Origin of the sequence: Bradyrhizobium sp. 190 (assembly GCF_023073415.1) — a bacterium.
Lineage (GTDB): Bacteria > Pseudomonadota > Alphaproteobacteria > Rhizobiales > Xanthobacteraceae > Bradyrhizobium.
Genome location: NZ_JADPJL010000012.1, coordinates 527,766 through 548,711 on the forward strand (window position 1 = coordinate 527,766; position 20,946 = coordinate 548,711).

21 protein-coding genes are annotated in these 20,946 nt (G+C 60.7%); 20 read left to right on the forward strand and 1 reads right to left on the reverse strand.

Features of this window, described 5'->3' with window-relative positions; translation table 11 throughout:
• The first annotated feature begins 1 nt into the window (after position 1).
• The 5 genes from IVB22_RS11615 (at position 2) to IVB22_RS11635 (ending at position 5,796) form a co-directional block, all read left to right on the forward strand.
• Positions 2–994 (forward strand): phosphotriesterase, encoded by a 993-nt coding sequence (locus IVB22_RS11615; protein WP_247517451.1) that lies wholly within the window; start codon positions 2–4, stop codon positions 992–994.
• 180 nt (positions 995–1,174) lie between these two features.
• Positions 1,175–1,945, forward strand: a complete 771-nt coding sequence (locus IVB22_RS11620) for a TetR/AcrR family transcriptional regulator (protein ID WP_247517452.1) — start codon at positions 1,175–1,177, stop codon at positions 1,943–1,945.
• A gap of 181 nt (positions 1,946–2,126) precedes the next feature.
• Entirely contained in the window at positions 2,127–3,275 is a 1,149-nt protein-coding gene (locus tag IVB22_RS11625) for an acyl-CoA dehydrogenase family protein (protein ID WP_247517453.1), read from the forward strand.
• 129 nt (positions 3,276–3,404) lie between these two features.
• Positions 3,405–4,178 (forward strand): enoyl-CoA hydratase/isomerase family protein, encoded by a 774-nt coding sequence (locus tag IVB22_RS11630; protein WP_247517454.1) that lies wholly within the window; start codon positions 3,405–3,407, stop codon positions 4,176–4,178.
• A 418-nt stretch (positions 4,179–4,596) separates the two neighbouring features.
• Positions 4,597–5,796, forward strand: coding sequence for a CaiB/BaiF CoA-transferase family protein (locus tag IVB22_RS11635; RefSeq protein WP_247517455.1), 1,200 nt, complete (start codon positions 4,597–4,599; stop codon positions 5,794–5,796).
• A 703-nt stretch (positions 5,797–6,499) separates the two neighbouring features.
• Here the strand turns inward: IVB22_RS11635 and IVB22_RS11640 are convergent.
• The gene (locus IVB22_RS11640) at positions 6,500–7,639 is read right to left on the reverse strand and encodes an acyl-CoA dehydrogenase family protein (RefSeq protein ID WP_247517456.1); all 1,140 of its coding nucleotides are present in this window, start codon (positions 7,637–7,639) and stop codon (positions 6,500–6,502) included.
• Positions 7,640–7,841: 202 nt separating this feature from the next.
• On the opposite strand from IVB22_RS11640, the gene IVB22_RS11645 reads away from it, so the two are divergent.
• The 15 genes from IVB22_RS11645 to IVB22_RS11710 all read left to right on the forward strand — a co-directional run bounded on the left by IVB22_RS11645 (position 7,842) and on the right by IVB22_RS11710 (position 20,946).
• On the forward strand, positions 7,842–8,972 hold the full coding sequence (locus tag IVB22_RS11645) for a CaiB/BaiF CoA-transferase family protein (RefSeq protein ID WP_247517457.1): 1,131 nt from the start codon (positions 7,842–7,844) through the stop codon (positions 8,970–8,972).
• A 45-nt stretch (positions 8,973–9,017) separates the two neighbouring features.
• The gene (locus IVB22_RS11650) at positions 9,018–9,290 is read left to right on the forward strand and encodes a tripartite tricarboxylate transporter substrate-binding protein (RefSeq protein ID WP_247517458.1); all 273 of its coding nucleotides are present in this window, start codon (positions 9,018–9,020) and stop codon (positions 9,288–9,290) included.
• A 182-nt stretch (positions 9,291–9,472) separates the two neighbouring features.
• Entirely contained in the window at positions 9,473–9,700 is a 228-nt protein-coding gene (locus IVB22_RS11655) for a hypothetical protein (RefSeq protein ID WP_247517459.1), read from the forward strand.
• Between the two features lie 90 nt (positions 9,701–9,790).
• Positions 9,791–10,585, forward strand: coding sequence for a citryl-CoA lyase (locus IVB22_RS11660; RefSeq protein WP_247517460.1), 795 nt, complete (start codon positions 9,791–9,793; stop codon positions 10,583–10,585).
• Positions 10,586–10,660: 75 nt separating this feature from the next.
• Entirely contained in the window at positions 10,661–11,839 is a 1,179-nt protein-coding gene (locus tag IVB22_RS11665; protein ID WP_247517461.1) for a thiolase family protein, read from the forward strand.
• Positions 11,840–11,891: 52 nt separating this feature from the next.
• Entirely contained in the window at positions 11,892–12,806 is a 915-nt protein-coding gene (locus tag IVB22_RS11670) for an SDR family NAD(P)-dependent oxidoreductase (RefSeq protein WP_247517462.1), read from the forward strand.
• A gap of 108 nt (positions 12,807–12,914) precedes the next feature.
• Entirely contained in the window at positions 12,915–13,988 is a 1,074-nt protein-coding gene (locus IVB22_RS11675) for an acyl-CoA dehydrogenase family protein (protein WP_247517463.1), read from the forward strand.
• On the forward strand, positions 13,985–15,124 hold the full coding sequence (locus IVB22_RS11680) for an acyl-CoA dehydrogenase family protein (protein ID WP_247517464.1): 1,140 nt from the start codon (positions 13,985–13,987) through the stop codon (positions 15,122–15,124). Before IVB22_RS11675 ends, IVB22_RS11680 begins: the two co-directional genes overlap by 4 nt.
• 64 nt (positions 15,125–15,188) lie before the next feature.
• Entirely contained in the window at positions 15,189–15,962 is a 774-nt protein-coding gene (locus tag IVB22_RS11685; protein WP_247517465.1) for an enoyl-CoA hydratase/isomerase family protein, read from the forward strand.
• A 39-nt stretch (positions 15,963–16,001) separates the two neighbouring features.
• On the forward strand, positions 16,002–17,009 hold the full coding sequence (locus IVB22_RS11690) for a tripartite tricarboxylate transporter substrate binding protein (RefSeq protein WP_247517466.1): 1,008 nt from the start codon (positions 16,002–16,004) through the stop codon (positions 17,007–17,009).
• 18 nt (positions 17,010–17,027) lie between these two features.
• A complete protein-coding gene (locus tag IVB22_RS11695) occupies positions 17,028–18,278 on the forward strand; it encodes a CaiB/BaiF CoA-transferase family protein (RefSeq protein WP_247517867.1) in 1,251 nt (416 codons plus the stop codon).
• A gap of 8 nt (positions 18,279–18,286) precedes the next feature.
• A complete protein-coding gene (locus IVB22_RS11700) occupies positions 18,287–19,006 on the forward strand; it encodes a nitroreductase (protein ID WP_247517467.1) in 720 nt (239 codons plus the stop codon).
• 82 nt (positions 19,007–19,088) lie between these two features.
• Positions 19,089–19,586 carry an enoyl-CoA hydratase/isomerase family protein gene (locus tag IVB22_RS41365; RefSeq protein ID WP_256467403.1) on the forward strand — a complete coding sequence of 166 codons (498 nt, stop codon included), beginning with the start codon at positions 19,089–19,091 and terminating at the stop codon, positions 19,584–19,586.
• On the forward strand, positions 19,520–20,038 hold the full coding sequence (locus IVB22_RS41370; RefSeq protein WP_256467404.1) for an enoyl-CoA hydratase/isomerase family protein: 519 nt from the start codon (positions 19,520–19,522) through the stop codon (positions 20,036–20,038). The genes IVB22_RS41365 and IVB22_RS41370 overlap by 67 nt, the downstream gene beginning before the upstream one ends.
• A complete protein-coding gene (locus tag IVB22_RS11710) occupies positions 20,008–20,946 on the forward strand; it encodes a nitronate monooxygenase family protein (RefSeq protein ID WP_247517468.1) in 939 nt (312 codons plus the stop codon). The genes IVB22_RS41370 and IVB22_RS11710 overlap by 31 nt, the downstream gene beginning before the upstream one ends.

The window sequence follows — 20,946 nt, forward strand, 5'->3', positions numbered from 1 at the left end:
CATGATGATTCAAACCGTCACGGGGCCCGTCGACGTTAACGATTTGGGGCGTACCCTTGTGCATGAGCACCTCTATGTTTCCTTTCCCGGCGCGGAACTTGACCCGAAGGCGACATTCGATCGACCGGCCTTTGTCGCGGAAGCAGTAAGACGGCTGACGCAATTGCGCGTCGAGCACGGTGTCCGCACATTCGTCGATCCATGCCCGATGGAAATGGGTCGCGATGTTCGGCTCATGGCCGAAGTTTCCGAGAAGGCACAGATGAACATCGTCTGTTGCACAGGGTTCTATACGGAAGCGCGAGGGTTACCGTCGTACTGGCGAAATTCGACGGTCGAGCAGATCGCCGAGCTGTACATCCACGAGCTTGAGCGAGGTGTGGGCGACACGGGCATTCGCGCGGGGGCCATCAAGTGTGCTAGTGAGGGGCAGCCGACCATGACTGAAGGAGAGGCGAAGTGCTTCGCCGCGGCATCCATAGCGCAGCAGGCTACCGGCGTTTCCATCATCACCCACACGCATGCAGGGCTTGGCGGGCCGGAGCAGCAGGATGTATTTGAGCGGCATGGCGTGCCGCTGCATCGCGCGCTCATCGGTCATTGTTGCGGGAGCTCCGATCGTGCATATCATCGAAGCATCGCCGGGCGGGGCTCGTACGTTGGATTTGATCGTATCGGGCTCACCCACTTTCAGAAAGATGAGGTCCGCGCGGACTGCCTTGTTGACTTGTTTCGCGCTGGGCACTCGCATCGAATTCTAATGAGTCAGGACCATTGGTGCGCCTTGCGTGGCCGCCATGGAAGTCCATCGGATGAGGCGGCAATCAAGGCTGCCGCGACACAAGCCAACAACCCTTGGGGGCCTGGTTTCACGCACCTCTTTACCACCTTTGTTCCAATGTTGCTGGAGCGAGGCTTAAAGCAGGAGGAGATCTTTGCGCTGCTGGACGAAAACCCCCGCCGCTTTTTCGCGGGGGGGCCATCTGGTGCGTAAGCGGACCTTGCCGCAACTGATCAGCACGCAGCTCGTCCATTAGGCTCAGCAGCATCGGAATGATGACGCCGTTTCGGTTGGCGAGTCTCAGGTATGGCGACTCCAACACCTACTTGACGGGCAACTCGCACAAAACATGCATTGCCGAAGGGATGATTGAGCAACCTAAGGAGTTCGACCGTGGGAAAAGGGCGAGCGGCGCAAGACGCCGCGCAGGCAGCGCTGCGCGAAATTGGCGAAGATAACACTGTCTCTCTCGCGAAATTAGTTTCCGAGGCGCGCGTACGCGCCGCACCGAAGAAATCAAGTGCACCGCGGCGGCGGCGGACCCAGGAAGAGCGTCGATCCGAATCGGAAGAGCGACTTCTCGCCGCGGCAATCGACTTACTCTCGCGCAAAGGTTGGGTGGGAATGACGCTGGCGGAGATCGGCGAGGCAGCCGGGTACAGCCGCGGCCAGGCGACGCATCAGTTCGGCAATAAGGGTGCCTTACTGCGCGCTTTGGTGTCACGCATGTATCAATCGTTCACGGAAAAAATACAAGAGGCGCCGCCATCGACTAGGGGACTGCATGCGGTGTTGAGCTACGTACGCGTGTACTTCGGACGCACCGACGCGGAGTGGGTAAATACCCGCGCAAATCTGCTGTTGCTCGCTGAGACATTGCTGGATGACTCCGAGACCCTCGATATTGTTCACGAAAGCAGCCGTCCGATTGTTGCTTGGCTGGAGGATAACTTGCGCATAGGCCTTGCGAAGGGCGAGGTGCGACCGGATGTGGATATCAAGCTAGGCGCCGAATTCGTAGTTGGTGTCACACGTGGTCTGGCTCAAATGCGCCTTGCGCAAGGTCGCATGACCGACTTACGCAAAAACAAAGAGCAGGTGGTTTCAGTGGTCGAACAAGCATTCGCGACACCAAGCGGCCGCGATGGAGCTAGGAGTTCGTGATGAGCGACGGCATGAGAGACATACTCCACGATGCTGCACGTCGCAACTTTGAAGATCAACCGTCTTACTTGTGGGCAGTTCTGCAAGAAGCTGGGTTCGATGGAGCACTGCTGCCAGAGGGCAAGAGCGGAGCCGGCTCGAGCTGGGCAGTCGCATACAGCCTGGTCACGGGGGTGGAGCGATGAACAATGTGTCTTTCCCTCGCCCACGGCAATCCGACGTCGGCGAGAAGCTGCGAGTTGAGGTTCGCGAGTTCCTCAATGACTGGCGCGGCGCACGACACGACCAGCACGCGGCCACCATCTTCGGCGGCTTCGATCCACAGTTCAGCGAAGCGCTGGGTGCGCGAGGCTGGATCGGCATGGGCTTCCCCAAGCGCTACGGCGGTGGCGGGTACGGACTCGTGGAACGCTATGTTGTCCTCGAGGAATTGCTGGGGGCCCGGGCTCCGATCACCGCGCATGCGGTGGCCGACCGGCAGAGTGGCCCTTTGCTGCTGAGATACGGCAGCGAACGGCAACGCGAGGAAATCCTGCCACGGATCGCGGCGGGCAAATGCACTTTCAGCATCGGGATGAGTGAGCCGGATTCCGGGTCGGACCTGGCCTCGGTGCGCACACGCGCCACGAAAGTGGATGGAGGTTGGCTCGTAAACGGCGCGAAGATCTGGACGACGAATGCGCACCGCAGCCACTACATGATCCTGCTGTGTCGCACGTCGCCAGCGAGTCAAACGCGTCATGAGGGACTAAGTCAGTTCCTGGTAGACATGAAGAAGTCCGGGATTGTCTGTCGCCCCATTGTCAACATTGCCGGTGACCAGGACTTCAACGAAGTGCACTTCCAAGACGTCTTGCTCCCAGCCGACGCCCTTATTGGTGCTGAAGGCGACGGCTGGCGACAGGTCACGAGCGAACTGGCGTTCGAGCGAAGCGGACCGGAACGTTTCCTTTCACACCTGGGTGTGCTGGAAGAGCTTGCTACCGCTCTGAAGCGACAACGATCGCCTGAGGGCGTTAAAGCGCTCGGGCGGCTGGTAGCCCACCTCGCGACGCTGCGGCGCATGTCGCGATCTGTAGCTACATTGATCGCGGACGAGCAGGATCCCGCGCTACATGCCGCCCTGGTAAAGGATCTCGGCACAGTCTTCGAGCAAGAGATCCCAGAGGTGGCCCGACTGGTGCTGCGGACTGAGCCCGATCCCACTGCCTCTGACAGCTATAGCGTGGCTCTGGCCCATGTCATTCTCAATGCGCCGTCCTCCACGATCCGCGGCGGTACCAAGGAAGTCTTGCGCGGCATCGTCGCAAAGTCGCTCGGTCTACGTTGAGGCGTATGACCGTAGGACAGGGCTGGCGTCCGATAACATGCTTGTTATTCAACAATCAAATTATTAGAAGATGAAGCACTCGCCTATCCCGATCGCGCAGAAAGGCATCACATGCAACCAGGAGCGAACATGGAAGAACTCCTACTAGAGCAGAGCGAGGGTGTGTTGTGGCTCAAGCTGAATCGGCCGCAGGCCCTGAATGCGCTCACGGCCTCGCTCGTTGACGCCCTGACAGCGGCAATTGAAGGTGCTCAGAGGGATCCGGAGGTGCGAGTAATCGTGCTGACCGGCGAAGGCCGAGCATTTTGCGCCGGTGCTGATCTGAAGGACAGCGCAAAGCGCGGGCCCGACGCCGGCTTTGCCTTCGTCAAAGCCATCGGCGCATTGACCGAACTGATGGAGGCTTGCACCAAGCCGGTCGTCGCGGCCATCAACGGCATCGCCGTCGCCGGCGGACTGGAGCTTGTACTCGCATGTGATCTTGTCTTCGCAGCAGAGTCTTCTGTTCTTGGGGATGCACACTCGAACTACGCCCTATTCCCGGGTGGCGGCGCGACGGTGCGTCTTCCGAGAAAAATCGGCGTCAACAACGCAAAGCATGTCATGTTCAGCGGGGAATCGCTTCCCGCCAGTGAATGGAAGGCTCTAGGCCTGGTGAGCCGGGTCGTTCCTAATGCAGGTTTCATCGACGCCGTCGCTATGTCGGCTAAGAAGCTTGCTACCAAGAGTCCCTTGGTACTGGCCAGAATGAAGCAAGCACTCAATGACTCAATTGATCAGCCGGCGCCCATTGCCCTGCGTTATGAACGTGTGCTGAGCAACTTGCACAATTTTTCTGCTGACCGTGCAGAGGGGCTGGCCGCCTTTAAGGAAAAGCGCGCTCCACAGTTCCAAGGGAAATAGTTGCGGAAGCTCTTGGAATGTCGCTGACAAAATAGTTCGTCGGCGCCTTGTTATCAACTGCTCTGCGTCCTGCAGCACTTTTGAGGAGACTTTAGTGAAGGTTCACCGCAGGAATGACTGGTGCGGCGCCTCGAAAGCGTTCTGTAACCGGGTCATCGTCGAGAACCGGCCGCCGGGGAGCGAACGGGCGGTTGAACTGATGGACGCTCTGACAAGACGCCGCCTCGCACCGAACATCGCTGCGCTGCCCTCACCTCTGCGTCTGCCCGGCGGTAAGGGATACGCCTCTGCCCCCGGAACTGCGCTCCCAAACATTGCAGGCGCGGAGCGGCGATAGGGACCAAAAATTTTTGGCAGACGGCCGGCGTCAAAACCTGCCATTCAACTCAGAAAATTGGCCAACCAAGGGACGGAAACCATGGAACAAAGAGACAAAGGGCCGCTTTCTGGTGTGCGGGTGATCGACCTCGGAACGATGGTGGCGGGGCCCGTCGCCGCGACATTACTTTCGGACTTCGGCGCGGAGGTCATCAAGGTTGAACAGCCAGGCCGGGGAGACACGCTACGCCACATCGGCCCGTACGCAGATGGCGAGAGTCTCTGGTGGAATGTCGAGGGGCGAAACAAGAAGTCCATCACGCTCGACTTGCACCATCCGGAAGCACAGCGGATCCTCAAGGAATTGGTGAAACATGCCGACGTTGTTGTTGAAAATTTTCGTCCGGGCACTTTGGAGAAGTGGAATCTGTCGTGGCAGGAACTGGAGAAGATCAATCCACGGCTTGTGATGCTCAGCGTCTCCGGCTACGGCCAGACCGGGCCCTACGCATCGCGCGCGGGCTACGACCGCATGGGCCTGGCCATGGGCGGGGTGCTGAACATCACGGGATATCCCGACCGTGCGCCGGTGCGGCCCGGCACGGCTATGGCCGATTATCAAACAGCGCTTTTTGGCGCGTTCGGGACGATGGTGGCGCTGTACAACCGCGACGCGCGAGGCGGAAAGGGTCAGCAAGTCGATCTCTCGCTGTTTGAAGCGGTATTTCGCTTCACCGATGTCATGGTGACCGCGTATGAGAAGCTTGGCCTCAAGCGCGAACGTACTGGAAACGTGCACTTCGCCGCTGCTCCCGGCGATCATTTCCAAACGATCGATGGCCGCTACATCGTGCTCACCGTATCGTCGGACCGTATGTTCGCGCGCTTGTGCGAAATTATTCCGGAATTCATCGGCGACGAGCGGTTCCAAACGCACGCCAAGCGCCTCGCCAATGTGGAAGCGGCCAATCGGATGGTGGCCGCGTGGATGAAGTCACTACCTGTGCCGGAAGTCTGCCGCGTTCTTGACGCGAAGGGCCTTGCCTACTCGCTCATCTATTCCGTCGAGGACATTGTTGCGGACCCTCAGTACGACGCGCGCGAGGCCATCGTCACTGTCGAGCACCCGAGGCTCGGAGCGTTAAAGATGCCAGCGGTGCAGCCGAGGTTCAGCCAGACGCCGGCACCCAAAGTGCACGCGGCCCCCGACTTGGGTGCGCACACGGAGGAAGTCCTGCAGGAACTCGCAGGTGTCTCGGTTGAGAAGCTGGCCGAGCTGAGGAAGGCCGGAATCGTCTAGCCGCGCAATGGGCACAGTGCGACGGCGGGTCGAAAACGATTAGCGGGGGAAAAATGAGAATAAAGCAGTCGATGCGATTTCGAAGACCCCTGCATAACCGACGAATGCCTTCGGCGCGCCTCCCGGACAATCTCGGGATTGTGCTGGTGGCAATGCGATGACTACGTCCCCGGTCAAGACCGAACCCCTCGGGAAACCGTGGAGAGTTTCACCCGGTGGGTCTGACCGACGTAGATTTCGCCGGCTCGATCGTTGTCTTTGACTGAACAGCATCGTTTAGCCGCGGGCTCTACTCAAGGTGGGACGGCTGGCCGCTTACGGTAGTGCTGCCGCTCATAGGCTGCGCTGCGCCGCGCGCGCCATTCCACCCGCCAGGTAGTGCGAGCCGAAGCAACTCTCGGTACCGATACGTGCCCCCGGAGTACCACGACAAAGCACCTTGCCGGTTGTTTTCAGTGGCTCGTTCAAACCCAGCTACCGCTCTCCGCGGCACTCACGCAGGTTGGTTTGCAGCGAGCATTCCTCCTTGCCTCGCCGTAGCGTCGGGTGCTGACGTGGCAAAACCTTGCTCGCGCCGACGACGCTGAACGCCGTGGAGACATACTCGCTGCGATCCTCATTCGGGCTGACGCCCACGGGCGGCGTCGTTTTGCATCCGGACCGCGCGCCACCTGTGCGCACTCGTGGCATCGGCGCCGTCTTGCTAACCGTTCAGCAACTGCTTCGCGATCATGTTCCGCTGGATCTCGTTGGCGCCCTCGAAGATCCTGGTAACACGCAGATCGCGGTACACCCGCTCCACTATCATGCCCCTGATGTAGCCCGCGCCGCCAAAAATCTGCAACGCCTTATCAGCGACACGACTGGCAGCCTCTGTGCAGAATACCTTGGCGTAGGAGCACTTCAGGCGCACGTCATCGCCGTTTTGCAGGCCCGATGCCGCATCCAGCAACAGCAAGCGGGCGGCATGCTGATCCATGGCCATGTCGGCCAGCATATGTTGCACCGCCTGGTGACTGGACAGAGGCTCGCCGAAGGTCAGGCGGTCTTTCGAGTATTGAAGCGCGTGTTCGAACGCGATCTGGCTGCTTCCCAGCGCTTGACAGGCCACATTGATGCGACCTTCATTCAGCCCCTCCAGTGCATAGTAGAACCCGCGGTTCTCCTCGCCGAGCAGATTCTCGGCTGGCACCTCGCAATTTTCGAACGTGAGTCCAAAAACGCCGTCGTTCATCCACCCCATGGTGGGAATCGGCTTGCTGATGCCGAATCCGGGATTTTGAGGCTCCACGAGGAAGCAGGAAACGCCGTCGCGGCCTTTGCTCTTGTCCGTCCTGGCAAACACCAGGATCACACCGGCCTTGTTTGCGTTAGAAATGAGCATCTTTGACCCGTTGAGAACCCACTTGTCGCCCTTTCTTACGGCAGTGGTCTTCATTGCGGCAACGTCGGATCCGGCGTCCGGTTCGGTCAGTGCAAAGGAGCCCGCCTTCGTACCCGCCGCAATCTGAGGGAGCCATTGTTCCTTCTGCTTTGCCGTGCCGTGGCGGAGGAGAGCGTGGGGGATCGGCCCCATGGAGGGGCGAACCAGCGGCCAGAACTGAGGCGGCATGCGCGCGAGCTCCAGCGAGATCAGAGCCAAAGTCACTTTGTCGACATTGGTCCCGCCGAATTCCTCGGGGATGGCAAGCCCGTAGTAGCCCGCCTTGCGCAAGGTCGCGTCCACCACGTCGGGCACCTCGTTTGTTTCGTGGAAGTGCGCCTCGTGCTTGAGCAGGTCGTTGACCATCTTGTGCGTCATTTCCTGCATCGCGCGCGCATCGTCGGAAAGCTTGAAGTCCATGGGGGACCCTTGGGTATCTCGGAATGAATGCCTCCATTATTTCGAGGAGCCACCGTGTGGTCAATAAAAACTTGTTGGTCGACACACAATAATCGCTTTACAATCAGCCCGGGGTGCATGGGTTTCGAACAACGCTGACCCTGGAAGATTGGCCACGTGGCGTGCGACAGGACCCGCGCTGACAAGAAAGGTGAGTAATCCTATGGGCCCTCTGGAAGGCATCAAGGTCGTCGAACTTGCCGGCATCGGACCAGGCCCGTTCGCCGCAACGCTGCTTGCGGATCTCGGCGCTACGGTGCTTCGCATTGACCGCACCGAGCCTGCCGACATCGGCATCAAGCGACCCGCCCGCTACGACCTGTTGCTGCGCAACCGGCCGAGGCTGGCGCTGGATCTGAAGCAGCCGGAGGCGGTGGAACAGGTGCTTCGCCTGGTCGACAGCGCAGACGTCCTGATCGAAGGCTTTCGGCCTGGTGTCACGGAGCGCATGGGTTTGGGGCCGGATGTTTGCTTTGCGCGTAATCCTCGTCTGGTGTACGGGCGCATCACGGGGTGGGGCCAGAGCGGCCCGCTCGCGCACGCCGCGGGGCACGATGTGAACTACATCGCATTGACCGGAGTTTTGGCAGCCATAGGGCGCAAAGGCGGAGCTCCGGCGATCCCCTTGGCCCTGGCAGGAGACTTCTCCGGCGGAGCGCTGTACTTGGTGATCGGCGTTCTCTCGGCATTGCTGGAGGCGCGGCAATCGGGGCGTGGACAGGTGATCGACGCCGCGATCGTGGACGGGACGGCATCAATGGCAATGCCATTTTACGGTCAGCACGCGGGTGGGCTTTGGCAGCCCGAGCGCGGCAGCAACGTGCTGGATTCAGGCGCGCCGTTCTACGACGTTTACGAGTGCCAAGACGGGCTCTGGATCTCAATTGGGCCGGTGGAGGCGCGCTTTTACGCGCAATTGCTGGATCGTCTAGGCATGCACGCTGCGCAGCTGGGTGAACAGTACGATCGTGCCAATTGGGCGGCCGCGAAGGTGACGCTCGCGGGGATTTTCCGCAGCCGCACCCGCCAAGCTTGGTGCGATCTCCTGGAAGGAACCGACGTCTGCTTTGCGCCGGTGCTGTCCTTTGACGAGGCGCCGCGGCATCCGCATCTCCAGGCCCGCGGCACTTTCATCGACATCGACGGTGTGGTCCAACCCGCTCCGGCTCCTCGCTTCAGCCGCAGCGTGCCCGACACCCCGAAGCCACCTCAGGCCGAGCCCGGCCGGGACTTCGAGGCGGCGCTTTCGGCTTGGGAGTCGGTGCCCCGATTTGCGCATGGAGAGCGCAAATGACACAAAGCGCGCGGAGCAGGAAGAGCGCTGTCATTCGATGGAGCGATGCGGCGCTGGCGCTCGCCATCACATATTCGTCTCATCGTACCGTTCACGTCGGGCGGCCCAACTGACCAAGTCGCACGCCGACTTGCCGAATCGCTGGCTGTCGAGCTTGGTCAGCCGGTGGTCGTTGAGAACCTAGCCGGTGCCTCTGGCGCGATTGGAGTAGCCCGCGTCGCGCGGGCACCAACCGATGGCTATGGGCTGACGGCCAGTCGGCTTGGCGATGACCTTAACCGAGAACGAGTTTTGAAATACATCGTTAAAAAAACTTGACATACAACCAACAAGTGACAAAATTGGGACGAGAGCCCTGACCATGGGCCAAACGAGACAAATGTGACAGGGAGAGACAATTGGGGGCGGAGACTGCCGTTTGCATTGATACCCCTGTGGGCACGCGCTCACGCGGTCCGGCCATGCGCATTCGCTGGCACTCTTGCGATGCGGGGGCGTGCATGACGTTTACCGCCCCGATGCTCGGCGTGGTCACTGGGCTGGCATTTGCAAACATGTTCGTCCTCATCTCGACCAGTCTGCCCCTCTTAGTTGCCACGAGCGAAGCGTTCAAGTTCGCGCAGGGCACTCTGGTGATGGCCGGCGCCGTTCTGGGTTACCTGCTTGGTGTGAACCTTGGTTGGCCTACCTCGCCGTTGTCGCCGTACTTGTGGGCATCGGGGTGTTAGGCGGCCTGATCACTTATTTCGTAGCTGTCTGGCCTGCGATGGGCCGGTCGCGCTCATGGGCTATTAACCACTGACCTCCGGAGAATCATGATGACGAAGACTTCTGATCGAAAGTATTGGCGCACCTCTATCGCTGATGTGACTGACGAGGGAACGGTGGTCAGAGGATACGACGTGCTCAAAGACCTTGTCGGAAAAATCGATTTCGGAGCCCTGGTGTACCTGCTCTACAAGGGTGAGCTGCCCAAGGGCAACGAGTCCAAGATCATCAATGCGATGTTCATCTCAGTAGCCGACCATGGCATCTCGCCCTCCTCGACGGTAACCCGATTTGTGCAAGCTGCGGGCGTACCGATTCAATGCTCAGTCGCGGCAGGCGCCATGATGTTTGGCGACGTGCACGGGGGCGCAGGCGAAGAGTTCGCGCGCTACATCCAGGAGCTTGTGTCGGAGGCAGCTTCCAGCGGTCGTAGCTATGAGGACTTGGCGACTGAATATGTCAGCAACCACAAGCGGCTGGATGGCTTCGGGCACCCACAACATCCGGAAGGCGATCCTCGGGGAAAGGTGCTCTTCGCCCTCGCCGAAGAGTACGGGCTCGCAGGCAACCATATCAGGATGACCCGCGAACTGGAAAAGGCGCTGATCAAGAAGAAGAACCGGCCTCTGTTGGCGAACATCGACGCCGCGGTCGGAGCAATCATCTCGGATCTCGGCATCGACTGGCGTCTGGCTCGCGCCTTCATCGTCGTGCCGCGCACAGCGGGCTTGTTCGCCCACGCATTCGAAGAGTCGGTGCGTGAGCCCGGCTGGCGCCAGATCACTCTGGACCAAGTCGAGTACGACGGGCCCGCCCGCCGGACCTATGATAGCTCTGCGATCTGACCGATCGCTTTGCCGAAGGCTGCCGCGACCTAGCTGCGGCGTTCCTACTTAAATGATCATGAACTGGAGAGACTGATGACCGGCCGCGTTGCAATCGTTGGAATCGGAATGACATCCTTTGGCAAGTTTCTGGACCGCTCGGTCAGAAGTCTTTCGGAAGAAGCCGTACGGACTGCACTGGAAGATGCCGGCATTACAAGCGAGCGCATCGAACGGATCTACTTCGGCAACGCTGCGTCCGGCATCATCACAGGGCAGGAGATGGTGCGTGCCCAAGCGGCGCTGAGAAACACCGGGCTCATGGGCAAACCGATGATCAACATCGAGAACGCTTGTGCTACAGGTAGCACCGCGTTTCATCTGGCTTGGCAGTGCGTGGAAGCCGGGCAGGCTGACGTTGTACTGGTCGTTGGGTCTGAAAAGCTGACTCACGCCGACAAAGCGGTTTCCTTCGGGGCGTTCGGAGGAGCGGTAGACAAGGAAGAAAAGCTGCCAGAGCACGTTGGGACGGGGAGCGGCTCCATTTTCATGGACATCTACGCCGAGAGAACCCGTCGGTACATGGAGGCAACGGGAACGACGTCTGCTGACATAGCCCAGGTGGTTGTCAAAAGCCGACGGGCGGCGTCTCTCAATCCCTTTGCCCAATTCCGTAAGAAGACAACGGTAGAGGAAGTGTTGGCCGCTCGGATGATCAGCAACCCGTTGACGCTTCCCATGTGCTCTTCGATCGGTGACGGTGCTGCGGCAATCGTTCTGTGCTCTAGTCGAGTTGCGGCGCAATTGACTGGAGCCAGACCGGTATGGGTGGCCACATCAGCTCTTGTTTCCGGCTTAGCGGATCCGACAGGGCCGAACGCTACAGCGAGGGCTGCGAAGGCGGCTTATGAAGCGGCGTCCATCGATCCGAGCGAAGTGCATGTTGTCGAAGTCCACGATGCGTCTGCGCCAGGCGAACTGATCAATTGCGAGACGCTGCGCCTTTGCGCACCCGGAGAGGCCGTCCAGATGTTGCGAAGCGGTGCCACAGATCTCGGCGGAAGGATCTCGGTCAATCCGAGTGGCGGATTGCTTAGCCGGGGCCACCCCATTGGGGCTACTGGAACGGCTCAGATATTCGAGCTGGTTCAGCAGTTGCGCGGGGAAGCAGGCGAGCGTCAACGCAAGGCGGCAAAGGTCGGCTTGGCGCAAAACTCCGGCGGGCAAGTTGGTGGTGACTCTGCAGCAGCGGTGGTCTCCATTCTCGTGGCATGACGGACTTTGCCGTTCACCTCCGCACAAGTGATCGAAATATCTGGAGCACGAGATGACCGAGAGACTGCAGGGAAAAGTGATCGTGGTGACCGGCGCGGGCGCCGGCGTTGGGAAAGAGATTGCGCTTGAAGCCGCGCGCCAAGGCGCCCGTGTCATCGTGAACGACTTGGGCGTGAGCATGGACGGCGCGGGCGGCAGTGCCGGGCCGGCACAGGAAACCGTCGAAAAGATCCGCGCCGCCGGCGGCGATGCCTGCGCCAACACCGATAGCGTGGCTGAGTGGAGCTCGGCACAGCGCATCGTGCAGCAAGCGCTCGACGTCTACGGGCGAATCGACGGACTGGTCAACAACGCCGGCAACCTGCGTGACGGCATCTTCCACAAGATGCCCGAGGAAGACTTCGACGCGGTCGTAAAGGTTCACCTCAAGGGCTGCTTCAACACGGCGCGAGCGGTCGCCCCTCATTTCAAGAGCCAGGCGTCCGGCGTCATGGTGCACATGACATCGACCTCGGGTTTGATCGGCAACGTCGCGCAAGCCAACTATGCGTCGGCCAAGATGGGTATCGTCGGCCTGTCGAAATCGATTGCGCTCGACATGGAGCGCTTCGGCGTGCGATCGAATTGCATCGCGCCATTTGCATTCACCCGCATGGTGAGCTCGATCCCTACCAACACCGCGGAAGGGCTGGCCCGCACCAAGGTCAACGAGCGGATGCAGGTTGCGAAGATCGCGCCGTTCACCTGCGCGCTGCTCACCGACGAAGCCCGTGACGTAACCGGCCAGATCTTCGGTGTTCGCAGCAACGAAATCTACCTGTTCTCCCAACCTCGCCCGATTCGCACCGCGCACCGTGGCGAGGGATGGACGGTCGATGCCTGTCTCGAAGTTGCACTCCCCATGATGAAGCCGTCGTTCTTCCCGCTCGACAAGTCGCGCGACATCTTCACGTGGGACCCGGTCTGAGGCCGCAAAGGCCTACTTAAGTCATCACCCGAATCAAGGAGCAGATCGTGAGCGATCGAACAAGGGTTGCAGTCCCAGCGGCCGCGGACCGAACGCAAAGAGACCGCGATGAGTGACGACATGCGGGACATGCTGCACGAATCGGCCCTTCGCATCTTTGCGGACAACCCACCCGACCTTTGGGCCGTCCTGCAAGGCGCGGGTTTCGACAAAGCCCTCTTGGCCGAAAGCAAGGGCGGCGCTGGCGTGAGCTGGGCAGACGCGTGTGGGCTCCTGGGGCTTGCCGGCGAGCACGCAGCGGCCGTTCCACTGGCGGAAGCGATGGTCGGACATTGGCTTGCGGAGCGCGCTGGCGTGGAGGACGCCACATTGCCCACGATCGCGTTCTCGACGCATCCGGAGCAGATACGACTCGCCCGCGCCCGCGACGGCTGGCGCGTGGACGGAACGCTCCCGCGTGTGCCATGGGGCCGCACATGCACGCATGTGGCGTTCATCCTCGGGCCTGGCACCACTGCCCAACTGGTCGTCCTCGCACGTGATGCGGCGGGCGTCTCGGTCACACCGGGCCACAATCTCGCCGGCGAGCCGCGCGATACGCTGCTGCTCGATGGAGTCGTCCCGCAGGCAGTGGTGCCAGCCCCGTTTGATGCGGGCGCGCTGCTCGCCGTGGGGGCGATCGTTCGCAGCGCCCTCATGGCGGGGGCGATCGAGCGAGCCCTCGGCCTGGCCGTGGAGTACGCCAACTTGCGCGTGCAGTTCGGCCGGCCGATTGGCAAGTTCCAAGCCGTCCAACAGAACATCGCCGTCCTTGCGACGCAGGCCGCAGCCGCGCGTGTTGCCGCCGAAGCTGGCACCGAAGCGATCGATGACTGGTTGGCCGGAAAAGGCGAGCCCCTGACGCAAAGCATTGCTGCGGCCAGCGCAAAGATCCGGACTGGCGAAGCGGCGGGTCAAGCCTGCGCCATCTCGCACCAGGTCTTCGGGGCGATCGGCTTCACCGAGGAGCACGACCTCCATCGCTTCACCAAGCGCCTATGGTCCTGGCGGGACGAGTGCGGCAACGAGGCGTACTGGTCTCTCGCGCTTGGAGAACGCATCTTGGCCGGTGATACCAAGCAGACCCTCTGGCGCACGCTGGCGCCGGCGGCAAGTGGCGCAGCCACGGGAGTGGCGAAATGAACAACTTCGTCTTTCCTCGTCCGCGCCAGTCCGAACTCGGAGAACAGCTGCGCGCCGAGGTGCGCGAGTTCCTCGACGGTTGGCACGGCGATCGGCATGCGGCCGCCGCGTTCGGTGGTTTTGATCCGGAGTTCAGCAAGGCGCTTGGTGCACGTGGCTGGATCGGCATGGGCTTCCCGAAGCGCTACGGCGGGGGCGGGTACGGGCTTCTAGAACGTTATGTCGTGCTGGAGGAACTGCTCGCAGCGCGCGCACCGATCTTTGCGCACTCCGTGGCTGACCGCCAGAGCGGCCCGCTGCTGTTGAAGTTCGGCAACGAACGGCAACGAGACGACATCCTGCCGCGCATCGCCGCAGGCGAGTGCTACTTCTGCATCGGGATGAGCGAGCCAGACTCCGGGTCCGACCTGGCGTCCGTCCGCACCCGCGCCACGAAAGTGGATGGAGGCTGGCTCGTCAACGGCGCGAAGATCTGGACGTCAAGCGCACACCGCAGCCACTACATGATCTTGCTGTGTCGCACCGCGCCTGTTGCTGAAGCGCGACATGCAGGCTTGAGCCAGTTCCTGGTTGACATGAAGACGCGGGGCATCACGTGCCGGCCTATCGTGAATATCGCCGGCGATCATGACTTCAATGAAGTGCACCTGCAAGACGTCTTCCTCCCGGCCGATGCACTCATTGGGGTGGAAGGCGAAGGTTGGCAACAGGTCACAAGCGAGCTGGCGCTCGAACGCAGCGGGCCCGAACGCTTCATGTCCCACCAGGGAGCCGTGGAGGAATTCGCCGTGGCCCTCAAGCAGCAGCGATCGGCTGAGGGCGCCAGGACGCTGGGGCGGCTCGTTGCCCATCTCTCGATCCTGCGGCGCATGTCGCGCTCGATCGCCACGATGATCGCCGACGGTCAGGAGCCCGCGTTGCATGCCGCCCTGGTCAAGGATCTCGGTACCTGTTTCGAGCAGGACATCCCCGAGACCCTCAGGCTCGTACTGCAAACCGAGCCGGAGGCGGGCGCTTCCGAGGCGTATAGCGCGGCGCTCGCCAACGTCATCCTGCACGCACCGTCCTGCACGATCCGGGGCGGGACGAAGGAAGTGCTGCGCGGCATCGTCGCGAAGTCCCTCGGTCTTCGCTAGGCAATCTCTCATTCAACTCGCAAACAGAGTCCCCGAAAGGCCACAAGTGGAAACAGCAACGAACATGGAAGAACTTCACCAGCAGCAGCGCGACGCCGTGTTGTGGCTCAAATTGAATCGACCGCAGGCGCTCAATGCGTTGACGGCATCGCTCGTTGATGCATTGACGCGTGCGATCGAGAATGCACAGCGCGACTCCGGCGTGCGCGTCATTGTTCTGACGGGCGAGGGCCGAGCGTTTTGCGCTGGCGCCGATTTGAAGGACCCCGCCAGGGGCAGCCCCGAAGCGGGCGCCGATTTCGTGAAGGCGATCGGGGCGCTGACGGAGGTGATCGAAGCTTCCGCCAAGCCCGTCATCGCCGCGATCAACGGCATTGCGGTCGCCGGCGGATTGGAGCTTGTGCTTGCCTGTGACCTCGTCATTGCCGCCGAGTCGGCTCGCCTTGGCGATGCCCATTCGAACTATGCCTTGTTCCCGGGTGCTGGCGCCACAGTGCGCCTGCCGAGAAAGGTCGGGCTGAACAACGCAAAGCATCTCATGTTCACGGGTGACATGCGACCGGCCAGCGCGTGGATGGCTCTCGGACTGGTGAGCGAGGTGGTGGCCGATGACGGGTTCATTGACGCGGTTTCGGCGCTCGCCGCAAAACTGGCGGCCAAGAGCCCGCTCGTGCTGGCGAGGATGAAGCAGGCCCTTAATGACGCGCTGGACCAGCCTGCACCGATAGCGCTGCGCTATGAGCGGGCCCTGAGCAACCTGCACCACTTCTCTGCGGATCGTGTCGAAGGGCTTTCCGCTTTCAAGGAAAAACGCGCTCCCAAGTTCCAGGGCAAATAGCTCCTGCCATCTCATGCATTCAACATAGAAGGAGCAACCTTGGACAAATACTCGAGGAACGGCCGGCGCGGCGCGATGAATTTGATGGCGCTCGTTCTGTGCGCGATGACTTTCGTGCCGACGCCTGCAAGCGCGCAGAACAAGGATGCCTATCCAACCAGGCTCATCACTCTTGTCGTTCCGTCCGAGGCGGGGGGGGCTGTGGACATCACGGCACGCTCGCTCGCGCAGCATCTGTCCAAGACGCTCGGCAAGTCGGTCATCGTCGAGAACCGGTCTGGAGCGAGTGGTGCCATTGGTGCGACCTACGTTGCCAGGTCGGCACCCGATGGCTACACGCTACTTGTAGGTCCCGGGACCGTCATGGTCGTGAACCCGATGGTCTCGAAGACGCAATACGACGCAACGCGCGATTTCCGCGCGGCGGGGCTCCTCGTCAGTGCCGAACTGGTCTTCGTTACCAGCCCGGCGACGGGCTTCAAGACCTTGGACGACGTCATCCAGTATGCCAAGAAAAATCCGGGAAAGCTCACTTACGCGTCTAACGGGCCAGGCAGTTCCTTCCATCTCGCGACCGAGCTTCTGCTGAATATGGTGGGAATCGACCTCCTGCACGTCCCTTACAGGGGTGGCGCGTCGACGGCGACGGCCATGCTCGCGGGCGATATCGGGATCATGCTTGCCAACACCGCTTACGTTCTTCCTTACATTCGTTCCGGGAGCATGGTTGCGCTGGCGATTGCAAGTCCCGGGCAGTCCAGTGAGCTCCCCGACGTTCCCGCAGCGTCCAAGACTGTGCCCGGCTATGAGGCCAACACATGGATCGGCCTCTATGCGCCGGCGGGGACCAGCGATGAAGTCATCGCCAAACTCAATGCGGAGATGAACACATACCTGCGCGACCCGAAGGGGGCGGCGGAGATGCGTGCCAAAGGACTCGAGCCACTCTCGGGCTCCCCAGAGGACGCGGTCCGTTTCCAAAGCCAGGAGCAAGAAAAGTGGGGCCGGGTTGTCTCCCTGGTGCGGGCGAAAGGCCAGCTGAATTGAGGAACGAGTTTGGTGACCATGCCGGTTTCCGGCCAATCGCCCGATACCAACGATAAAGGAATTCAAACTATGGAACACAAGAATAAAGGGGCGTTGGCCGGCATCCGGGTGATCGACATCGGCACGATGGTTGCAGGCCCGGTCGCCGCAACCTTGCTTGCAGACTACGGCGCAGAGGTGATCAAGATCGAGCAGCCTGGCCGCGGAGATGCTTTGCGTCATATCGGGCCGTCGTTGGAAGGCGAGAGCCTTTGGTGGAACGTTGAAGGCCGAAACAAGAAATCCGTAACGCTCGATTTGCACCATCCCGAAGGGCAGCGGGTACTGAAGGAGCTATTGAAAAGCGCCGATGTGCTCGTAGAGAACTTCCGCCCTGGCATCCTGGATAAATGGAATCTCTCTTGGAAATACCTGCAAAAGGTGAATCCGAGGCTTGTCATGCTCAGTGTTTCGGGATACGGCCAGACAGGGCCGTACTCAAGTCGTGCAGGATACGACCGTATTGCGCTTGCGATGGGCGGAACCTTGAATGCGACGGGCTATGCGGATCGCGCTCCAGTAAAGCTCGGCACCGCAATGGCCGACTACTCGACGGCGGTGCTTGGTGCGCTCGGGACGATGGTGGCACTCCACCATCGTGATGCGAACGGCGGTACCGGTCAGCAGATCGATCTCTCTCTTTACGAAACAGTGTTTCGCTTCACCGACGTGATGGTCACCGCTTACGAGAAGCTGGGTATCACACGGGAGCGGACGGGCAACATTCACTTCGCAGCCGCGCCCGGCGATCATTTCGAAACCTGCGATGGACGTTACATAGTTCTGACGGTGTCCAACGACCGCATGTTTGGGCGACTATGCGAAGCTATTCCGGTGCTTGCGGGCGACGAGCGCTTTTCTACCCACGCGAAACGCATCACAGGCATTGAGGCAGTCAACAAGATTGTCGCCGATTGGATCAAGTCACTACCTGTCCTGGAGGTCTGCAAAATCTTCGAAGAAAAGGGCTTGGCCTATTCGTTGATCTACTCGATCGAGGACATTGTTGCCGATCCCCACTACCAGGCTCGGGGCAGCATAGCTACCGTCGAGCATCCGCAAATCGGCGCGCTGAAGATGTCCGCCGTGCAGCCTCAATTCAGCGGGACGCCATCACCGCAGATCAGGCCTGCGCCCGCGCTTGGCGCACACACTGACGAGGTCCTTCGCGGAATCGCAGGGCTCTCAGTCGGACAAATTGCAGAACTTCGTAAGGCTGGCACGGTCTGAGGTGCTGAATGTCGCAATCCAATTCACCCATCCCGGATCCGGCGAGTGTGGTGGCTGCCATAGAAAGCCGCTTTTCGTGCCGTGCGTTCAACCATAGCAAGCCAGTCGCACGCCACCAAGTCGAGGACATTTTGCGAATAGCTAGTTGCTCGGCGTCGAGCACGAACACTCAGCCATGGAAGGTGTATGTGCTGCAAGGGGAACGCCGCGATGCACTCGTTGCGGAAGTATGTGCTGCGCACGACGCAGCCGCAGCAGAACCTTCACTTGCCGCCAAGTACGCCGAAGTCGACGGCTACTACCCATCAAGGTGGATCTCACCCTATATCGACAGGCGGCGTCATAACGGTTGGAGCCTATACGGTCTTCTCGGAATTGGAAAAGGTGAGAAAGACAAGATGCACGCACAGGTACAGCGGAATTACCGGTTCTTCGACGCTCCGGTCGGTCTCATGTTCACCATCGATCGCGTTATGGGCCGCGGTTCACTGATCGACTACGGAATGTTCCTGCAGACCGTGATGTTGGCCGCGCGCGCGCTTGATCTGCACACCTGCCCCCAGGCGGCCTGGAACAACTTCGCAAAAATTGTGATGCCATTTGTCGGCGCGGGCTCCGATGAGATGCTGGTTTGCGGCATGTCGCTTGGTTACGCGGAGGAATCGGCACCAGTGAATGCCTACAGGACGCCGCGAGAGACGGTGGAGAGTTTTACGCGTTGGGTATGATATGACTGGCATGCATTCGCCCACATCGCACCATTGCCTGTGCGACGCCTGTGGAGTTTTTAGTCACACCCTGGGTATGTGAATGATCTATGAAGCAATCGATTTTGCTGTCGACGACGGCGTTGCCTTTCTCCACTTGAACCGTCCGGAGGCCAAGAATGCGCTCGACGACGCCATGCGGGTGGAGATCGCTGACGTCATCAGGCGCTTGCGCATGGGCATCGACCATAAGGAACTCGACGTAAGAGCGCTGGTGATTGGCGGGCGGAGCGGCGCCTTCTGCGGCGGTGGTGACGTAAAGGGAATGGTCACCAAGAAGACCGGCCTAATGATGCACAGCCGAATGACGGACATCCAGGACTGGTTCCGCGACCTCCTCAAGCTCGAGATGCCCGTCATCGCGGCGGTTGACGGGCCTGCTTTCGGGGCTGGATTCAGCATTGCGCTGGCGGCCGACTTCATCATCGCGACGCCAAAGTCGAGTTTTGCGCAGCTTTCGGCCGCATGGGGTTGGTGCCGGACACGTCCATCCTCTTCATGCTGCCTCGCATCGTGGGGTTGCAGCGCGCCAAGGAGTTAATTTTCTCGGCGCGGGTGCTGGGTGCCGAAGAGGCCAAAGCCATGGGCATCGTCTACGACTTGGTGCCCGAAGGCGAAGCTATCGAAGCGGCCACCGAACTCGCACACAAGATGAGGCTGGCCTCCGTTGCCGCAGTGGGACTCACAAAGCAGTTGCTCAACCAGACCTCTGAGTCGAGCCAGGCCGCGATGGCGCAGGCGGAGGCACTCGCCCAGGCCATCGCCATTGGCACCGAATACCACGCTGATGCTGTCCAACGTTTCGTCGGGAAGTCCGCTGTTGTTCAAAGGTTTCAGCGGGCAGAACTGGCGCAAGCCGAAGGCGTCGCCATAGCCAACTGCCCTGAAGTTCCTACTTGCTCAAAGCTAGATCAGCCATGTTTAACCGCTCCGAGCTCTCACTTCCCGTTATCTGCGCACCCATGTTCCTCGTCACCGGCCCTGAACTGGTAACGGAGGCTTGTCTCGCGGGGCTCGTGGGCGTGCTGCCGCGACACAATGCCAGAACTCTCGAGCAGTTCGACGGCTGGCTTGAGACTATCCATTCCGCTCGCAAGGAAGCGCTGGCCCGTTCCATCAAGGTGGGCCCGCTTGTAGTGAACGTTTCCGCAAAGTTGCCAGCGGCTGACCTTGAAGACACTTTGCAGCTTGCAGCCGGTTACGGCGTGGATACTGTCATCAGTGTCGGCGGCGGGCCGCGCGAAATCGTGCGCGTCGCGCATTCGAAGAGCATGGGGGTGCTCCACGACGTCATTAGCTTGGAATTTGCCAAGAAGGCGATTGGCCAAGGGGTCGACGGCCTTATCGCAATCGGTTCGGGAGGCGGCGGCCACTCCGGACGTTTGTCGCATCTGACGTTGATCGAGAAAATTCGGGCGACATTTCAGGGCCCCCTGGTGATGGCGGGGGGGATCTCGACGGGCGCAGGTGTACGGGCCGCAGAAGTTTTGGGCGCTAACTATGCGTACATGGGAACTCGTTTCATTGCCACTACAGAGGCGAATGCTCCTGCCGAATACAAGCAGATGCTTGTTGAATCGACCTCGGAGGACCTGGTGTACACGCCCAACATCACCGGTGTGTCTGCGAACTGGCTGAAGCCATCGCTAAAGCGCTGCGGTATCAACATCGAGACGCTCCAGAGGCCCGGCGCCGGACGCTTCGACCATCTGCCGACCGACATCCGGCCGTGGCGGGACATCTGGAGTGGTGGGCAAGGTATCGATCTCATTGAGGACATCCCCGACGTCGCCGTGCTGGCTGCGCGGCTCGTCTGCGAATACCAGGCTGCTTGCGCACGCCGAGAGATTCAAGTGCCGGGTGCTTACCTTTCGCTAATTACGACACACGCAAAGGACTAA

Coding starts and splice junctions, on each gene's coding strand:
- IVB22_RS11675 (WP_247517463.1), top strand. CDS start 12,915: ATGAGTGACGACATGCGGGACATGCTGCACGAATCGGCCCTTCGCATC.
- IVB22_RS11700 (WP_247517467.1), top strand. CDS start 18,287: ATGTCGCAATCCAATTCACCCATCCCGGATCCGGCGAGTGTGGTGGCT.
- IVB22_RS11665 (WP_247517461.1), top strand. CDS start 10,661: ATGACCGGCCGCGTTGCAATCGTTGGAATCGGAATGACATCCTTTGGC.
- IVB22_RS11710 (WP_247517468.1), top strand. CDS start 20,008: ATGTTCCTCGTCACCGGCCCTGAACTGGTAACGGAGGCTTGTCTCGCG.
- IVB22_RS11640 (WP_247517456.1), bottom strand. CDS start 7,639: ATGGACTTCAAGCTTTCCGACGATGCGCGCGCGATGCAGGAAATGACG.
- IVB22_RS11655 (WP_247517459.1), top strand. CDS start 9,473: ATGACGTTTACCGCCCCGATGCTCGGCGTGGTCACTGGGCTGGCATTT.
- IVB22_RS11660 (WP_247517460.1), top strand. CDS start 9,791: ATGACGAAGACTTCTGATCGAAAGTATTGGCGCACCTCTATCGCTGAT.
- IVB22_RS11680 (WP_247517464.1), top strand. CDS start 13,985: ATGAACAACTTCGTCTTTCCTCGTCCGCGCCAGTCCGAACTCGGAGAA.
- IVB22_RS11625 (WP_247517453.1), top strand. CDS start 2,127: ATGAACAATGTGTCTTTCCCTCGCCCACGGCAATCCGACGTCGGCGAG.
- IVB22_RS41365 (WP_256467403.1), top strand. CDS start 19,089: ATGATCTATGAAGCAATCGATTTTGCTGTCGACGACGGCGTTGCCTTT.
- IVB22_RS11635 (WP_247517455.1), top strand. CDS start 4,597: ATGGAACAAAGAGACAAAGGGCCGCTTTCTGGTGTGCGGGTGATCGAC.
- IVB22_RS11670 (WP_247517462.1), top strand. CDS start 11,892: ATGACCGAGAGACTGCAGGGAAAAGTGATCGTGGTGACCGGCGCGGGC.
- IVB22_RS11685 (WP_247517465.1), top strand. CDS start 15,189: ATGGAAGAACTTCACCAGCAGCAGCGCGACGCCGTGTTGTGGCTCAAA.
- IVB22_RS11650 (WP_247517458.1), top strand. CDS start 9,018: ATGCGGCGCTGGCGCTCGCCATCACATATTCGTCTCATCGTACCGTTC.
- IVB22_RS11695 (WP_247517867.1), top strand. CDS start 17,028: ATGCCGGTTTCCGGCCAATCGCCCGATACCAACGATAAAGGAATTCAA.
- IVB22_RS11630 (WP_247517454.1), top strand. CDS start 3,405: ATGGAAGAACTCCTACTAGAGCAGAGCGAGGGTGTGTTGTGGCTCAAG.
- IVB22_RS11615 (WP_247517451.1), top strand. CDS start 2: ATGATGATTCAAACCGTCACGGGGCCCGTCGACGTTAACGATTTGGGG.
- IVB22_RS11645 (WP_247517457.1), top strand. CDS start 7,842: ATGGGCCCTCTGGAAGGCATCAAGGTCGTCGAACTTGCCGGCATCGGA.